Here is a 5,824-nt window from a genome sequence, read left to right as displayed (position 1 = left end):
CGAATCCTGGGTGAGCGCCCGAAATGCAGCGGGGGTAAAGATCAATTGGCAATTCTCGACCCAGGATGCCCGTCGCAGCTTTGGTCGGCACTATCAAGCTATCCGTATTAATTGAACGCTGTACTAGCTACCTCGTTGCCGCCAGGGACGTTGACACCTGGCTCTACTCGCTCATGCAGAACCGGGTGGCCTAATGGCAGGTCAAAAACGGAAAAAAATGGCTTCCGGAAAGCCAGCGAAAGTGCCACCTCAATCGCCAGCACCTCGAATCTTTGAAAAGGTTATCTGGGTTGATGGTCGTGATGGGTACGCCATCGACAATGGCCGCCTCTACAAGGTAACGCGTCACCAGCAGGCGGGAGGGGAGTTTATCGCTGCTTCCGTCCTGACGGAATTCACAGCCAAAGTGGTGGAGGAGCAGGAAATCTCCTATGGAGAAGCAGGAGAAACTGCTCGGAAAGTGCTGATTGTCAAGGGTCAAACTTCACATGGAGATTTCCTTCCACGGGTTCAAGTCGAGGTGGAACGGTTCTCAGACATGTCTTGGGTACAGAAATCATGGGGAGCACAGGCCATTATTCATGCTGGTAGTAACAAAAAAGCGCATGCAGCAGCGGCCATTCTTCTCTTCAGCGAGCAGGAAGGTTACGTGCGCCGCACAGTGTACGGGCAAACAGGATGGATTAAGAGCCTATCCGGAAAATCTGGAAGCCAGTGGGGCGATCTTCCGCCAGATGATGAGGCAGGCGGCCAGTTGTACAAATGCCATGTAGTGGCTTGCCTTCTTTTCCCACCGAATTAGAAGCCGTCGGAATCGATTGAACCAACTGTGACTGACCTCAACCACCCAGCGACGTGGGGGGTGACGCTCAGGATCACTAGGAGGAGGCAACGGTGTTGCCTCCGTCGCCTTCCTGGGGATATGTGCTGTCAGCGCATGCTGTGCGGTGATCTCGCGACAGGCTTCAGTGTCATAGCCACGATCCAGCGCGAGGTGCCGTTCTTCCTCCGTGCTTGGAATCGGCAAGGCCACGACGATGCCCTCAAGCATCGCACTCAGCATTCTGCTGTCATGACGGTTGGCACCACTGAGTGCGATGGAGAGAGGAATACCTTTAGCGTCTGTCAGCAGGTTGCGCTTGGTTCCTGCTTTTCCTCGGTCGGTGGGGTTGCTGCCGGTCTTTTCCTCTTCACCGCCAGCCCCCTTTTTCCCAACGGGGCTTTGATGATGCACCCGTCAGCACTTTGCCATTCCCAATCGATGCCGATCAACTCGTCATATTCAGTGAGCAAGATGCTCCAGGCCACCTGAAGGTGGCCTTCCGTTGCCCACACCTTGAAGCGATCAAAGATGGTTGACTTTGCACCGTAATGTCGAGGAATTTCGCTCCACTGGCTGCCCGTTCGTGCCAGCCAGATGAGGGCGTTGAAGATCGGACGGGCGTCCCGTGGGGGACGCCCACTCTTCTTCCGCTGCTTCTCAATGCGCAGAACAGGCTCAAGACGCTCCCAGAGCGCGTCATTGACTTCCCAGACGGTTGGAGACTCATTGATCTGCTGTTGATGATGTTGCGTCGTTGTCAAGGTTCTACCTTAGCACTTTCCGGATAGGCTCTAAACACCCTCAATATGGCCCCATCTTCCTGACTGGCGAGGCGGTCATCGGCAGGGGGGGTGCGGTAGAAGGAATTGAGGTCGTCCTCCCTCACCGCCTGCGGGCGTATGCCCTGCCTGAGCCGCCGCCGACGGTACTTCTGGTCAACGCTATTCGGGCTTCGCTCGATCTCCTCAAATTGGCTCCAGATATGGTGAGTTACGTCGTTTTTGCCACCATGTTCCGTCCCATATTGGGGAGAATCGATACAGCAGTCATGCTAGTCGGGGAAACCGGACGTTTCAAAACGGCGTTTGCTGCCATTCTTTTTACCCATTACGGTGCTGGATTCAGCCGGAAACACCTGCCGGACGGGTGGAGTAGCAGCGCGGCCTCGCTGGAACAGACCGCTTACTTACTGGCCGATGTCGTCATCTTCTTCGATGACTTCAAGCTCCCTCAGACTCGGGAAAAACGGCTGGAGGAACTGGATAAACTCCGCCGCCTCCTCGCGGGTGCTGCTGATGGTGTGGGACGCGGCACCCTCACGCAAAACCGGGAGATGCGGCAGAACGTTTACCCACGCGGTCTGATTTTCCTGACTGCCGAGGAAGCCCCACAGGGTGAAAGCACGGTTGCTCGGAGCATTATCGTTCCGGTGTCTGAGCCGCTGCATGGGCCAGACAACATCCGCCGTCCCGAGTACAACAAAGCGGAAGCAAGCGCCCATGACGGGGTTTACGCCGAGACGATGGCCGGATACATCCAATACGTCGCCCAGCACTTCGACAAGGTCACAGTCGGCAGTGAACAGCACCGCCAGCACATCATCCAGCATGTCGACCACTTTGCCGGGCGTCACCCACGGACAGGGGCGGCACTGGCGGAACTGTCGTACGGGATGCGGGTGTTCCTGAATTTCGCAGTGGATACGGGAGCTATTACGGCTGAGCAGGCCGAGGACTACTGGCAAAACTGTATTTCGGCATTTCAGGAGGTGGCGGCGCTGCAAGGTGGTTACGTTGAGCAAGAGAACCCGGTACAACGGTTTGAATCCCAGGTAAATACCCTTTTCGCTCAGGGGCGAATCCACCTTGTGGAGAGGAAAACGGGTGCTGTTCCGCAGGACAGTCCAGAAATGGTCGGTTGGTTTCAGAACACTGGGTTTGGCCGGGATGATGATTCTAACCCACAATCCCACATAACCCGCCCGGGGAGCCAGATGGTTGGCTGGACTGAAAGGCAAGGGAATCAACAATGGGCTTATTTCCTTCCACGTGCGCTTTACGAGCAATTACAGGTCACGTCTTTCCGTCAACAGCAGACATTTCCGTCGGAAACGGCTCTCTGGTCAGCGCTCAGAGATGCCTACCTCAAGAGAGGTCTGATGCGTTGTGAAGGGTACAAAAATCCGAAAACCGGAAAAACCGGGTTTCGTAAACGATATCGAATTGAGGCCCACGGTCGACAGGGGCAGATAGATGTTCTGGCATTGTCACTGCCTTTAGGGCAACCTCTTTCAAGTGGGAATAATGGGATAAGTGGGAGAGAGAAGGAAAATAATTCGGCTGAGACAGCAATTAGAGAAATCCCACCTTCGATGGCACAGGGGGCTTCGCCTGAGGAAACTGGGATAGTCGAGAAGTCAGCCACCAGAAAGCAGCACGACGGGGCAATTTCCACAGAGTCGTCGCCACTTTCTTCTGAGAGTTCGCACTTCGGGGCGTTGATTTCACCAGAAAAAACAGCCGAACCAGTCCAAAAAACTGCGAAAAATCCACAGGAAAGGCCTTTGGAAGACTATACTACTGCTGAGTTTTTGAAAGAGATATTCGGCTGAGACGGCAGAAAGGGCAAAGAGTCGGGGGCGGGAAACCCTCCCGACTTTTCCTACTGGGAAATTTTCTCAGCAACCCTCAACAAAAATTCCCGAAGTGCGAACAACAGAATAAAAGCTCGCAAATTTCCAGAAAATACGCTGTCTGGAGGCTATTTTTCTATTTTTTGACCAGAATCTTCAGTGGATTGTGCTTTTGAAAGTCTCCCAAAACCCTTTCACCCACGTTGCGGGTGGTGATCCAGCCTGGCGTCCCAATTGACTGGGGCGACTTTCCTCTTTTCCCCAAGGAATTCATCTTGCCTCTCGAACGCTTTTATGCCCACCTGCTTGGTTTGACTGCCCTGCTGACTCAGCCGAATATCAACCCGGCACTGACCTCCATCTCACTTCACCCTTTGGCCCGACGACAAATTCTGAATCGACTTGAATTGAAAGGTACAGCACAGTGGGGACTGCTGCTGGGAGAGCGGCGGGGAGAACACCTGCAGGTCAGGTTCATTCTCCCCGCCGGACAGTGGCATCCGTCTATTTCCCCGTTTACGGCCTGGAATACACTTTATCTCCTCGGCGCATCGGAAGCCCTCACTCCCCTCTGTGACTCCGCAACGGACTGGTACGGCGTCTGGGTGATCCAACCCAACTCTCACCTGCCCCCAGTTGCCACCGACCTGACCCTGGCCGAAGAGGCTCAGAAGCATGGTCTGCTCAACGACCAGCACCCTCTCCTTTCCATGGGCTGGATGGACGGCATTCTGACTGTGCAGGCCTACAAATATATGGATGAAATAACCCTGGTTTCTCTGCCCGTCACACCGTAGCAAGGTCAACAACGAATGGAGCATTGACGGACTGATACTCCACATCGCAGATCAAGGCATTCATGCACAGCGTCTGACGAACTGTTCCCAGCCACTTTGGTAGACGAATCGGAAGCGGGTTCGTCCATTTTGCCTGCGAACGTAAGCATCGTGAGCTATTTCCGTGAGGCGGCTTTACTCTGAGGGCATTGATGCAGGTGTATACGTTGCAACCACGAACTGCTCTGGAATTCCTGCTGGCTGGACAGCCCTACCGCCCTGACGCAGATTTGTGCCGCGCTGACGGTTTTTTGGATAATTCGGTACAAATCGTGCGGGCCTATGACTGGATGGCTGCGAAACTGGCTAGGCAGGACATGCCGCCTAAACCGGATGCTCTCCCCGTGTGGGTGTGGCACCGCTTTGACTCTTCGCGGCCTGACCTGCGAAGACACCGTCCCTATGCCCCTGGTGTCCTGCTGGAACTGGAGGTTGACCCGGCGCGGGTGCTGCTGTCTGATTTTGACCTCTGGCACGCCCCACTGAATGCTACTTTCCTTGGGACTGAAAAAGACAGCGTTGCCTTTGACCGGAAATGCGAGCAGCGTGGGTATGGCGACGGCGGTGATTTCTGGCAGGACACTGAACTGACTGCCCTGGTCTGCGATTCCTGGGAACTCTGCCTTGATCTTGACTGGCATGCCCCGGACTGGTTCGGCGTGCCATATCGACAGAAGAAAATACAGGGTGTCATGTGGGAAATCAGACCAGAAGACCTGATTCGCCACCGCTTTTACACAGGGTGGAAATGGCGTGCTTGACGGGGCGCTTACAGGTTATCAGGGGGGAGATACACGGGCCGATCAACCCGCTCTAATGGCACATCCACTTCAGGCAGGCCAGCGTACCAGCCTTCCCAGAATGTCCGCTGTTCCTCAGCAGTCAGCGGAAGCAGCAGCACACCGTTAGAGACGCACTTGATGAAAACTTCCTGCCCCTCGAAACGGAATGCTTTGGGGAGTCGCACGGCCTGCGAACGCCCGCTCTGGAAAATTTTAGCTTTGGTCATGGCGATCTCCAGCCATCAATAAGGGTACATCGGGAGCAACAAAACTTTGTGACCCGAGTAAATGGAATTCCATAAAAAAGAGCTTTCTGGGTCGGAATTTCTCTCAGGTTCTTTGTGCGTAGCCTGGCGTTTTCAGGCCTCTCATACGGATTTCGGGAAATGTACCCATATCCGGTGGGGTTCCGGGTATGGGGGAATTGGACGAAATCCGTATCTTTTCCTTCTCCCTTCGGTCGGATCTCATCCCCCACACTGGGGGATTCAATCGGAATCGGTATCAATGATAAAGATGTCACTCAATCTCGTTCTCTAAAAGATTGTTCAGCCTATACCTATGGTAATATTCCAGTACGGCGGGCATTTCATGAGTTTCTTTTTGAAGATGTGCGTAATCGCTAACGGCGATTAGGGGTTGACATTTCGTGTCCAGAATGGCAAAGGGATGAAGGTGTTGACGCCTCATCCCGACTACAGTTTAATGCCCATCCCCCAGGCCGCAACGCTGATTGCCTTTCAGGTTCAAT

7 protein-coding genes are annotated in these 5,824 nt (G+C 54.3%); 4 read left to right on the top strand and 3 right to left on the bottom strand.

The features are described 5' to 3' along the window. The first annotated feature begins 193 nt into the window (after positions 1-193). On the top strand, positions 194-802 hold the full coding sequence (locus E5Z01_RS18900) for a hypothetical protein (RefSeq protein WP_135230789.1): 609 nt from the start codon (positions 194-196) through the stop codon (positions 800-802). On the opposite strand, the gene E5Z01_RS20435 is transcribed toward E5Z01_RS18900, so the two are convergent. Next, on the bottom strand, positions 692-1,234 hold the full coding sequence (locus tag E5Z01_RS20435) for an IS5 family transposase (protein ID WP_205750516.1): 543 nt from the start codon (positions 1,232-1,234) through the stop codon (positions 692-694). The two genes, E5Z01_RS18900 and E5Z01_RS20435, sit on opposite strands and share 111 nt — an antisense overlap. Then, entirely contained in the window at positions 1,126-1,584 is a 459-nt protein-coding gene (locus E5Z01_RS19830; protein WP_205750515.1) for a transposase, read from the bottom strand. The genes E5Z01_RS20435 and E5Z01_RS19830 overlap by 109 nt, the downstream gene beginning before the upstream one ends. Before the next feature lie 221 nt (positions 1,585-1,805). On the opposite strand from E5Z01_RS19830, the gene E5Z01_RS18890 reads away from it, so the two are divergent. The 3 genes from E5Z01_RS18890 (at position 1,806) to E5Z01_RS18880 (ending at position 5,052) form a co-directional block, all read left to right on the top strand. Continuing rightward, complete coding sequence (locus E5Z01_RS18890; protein ID WP_135230788.1) at positions 1,806-3,434, top strand: hypothetical protein; 1,629 nt, start codon at positions 1,806-1,808, stop codon at positions 3,432-3,434. Positions 3,435-3,667: 233 nt separating this feature from the next. Next, positions 3,668-4,252 carry a hypothetical protein gene (locus E5Z01_RS18885; RefSeq protein ID WP_135230787.1) on the top strand — a complete coding sequence of 195 codons (585 nt, stop codon included), beginning with the start codon at positions 3,668-3,670 and terminating at the stop codon, positions 4,250-4,252. A 191-nt stretch (positions 4,253-4,443) separates the two neighbouring features. Beyond that, positions 4,444-5,052 (top strand): DUF3841 domain-containing protein, encoded by a 609-nt coding sequence (locus tag E5Z01_RS18880; RefSeq protein ID WP_240738587.1) that lies wholly within the window; start codon positions 4,444-4,446, stop codon positions 5,050-5,052. Positions 5,053-5,060: 8 nt separating this feature from the next. Here the strand turns inward: E5Z01_RS18880 and E5Z01_RS18875 are convergent, their stop codons facing one another. Then, positions 5,061-5,300: an antitoxin gene (locus tag E5Z01_RS18875; protein WP_135230785.1), complete on the bottom strand. Its 240-nt coding sequence runs from the start codon at positions 5,298-5,300 to the stop codon at positions 5,061-5,063. Between the last annotated feature and the right edge of the window lie 524 nt (positions 5,301-5,824).

The sequence above is a fragment of the Deinococcus fonticola genome (genome assembly GCF_004634215.1).
GTDB classification, from domain to species: Bacteria; Deinococcota; Deinococci; order Deinococcales; family Deinococcaceae; genus Deinococcus; species Deinococcus fonticola.
The sequence above is the reverse complement of the archived record's forward strand: the minus strand, read 5'-3'. Positions and strand labels throughout refer to the sequence as shown.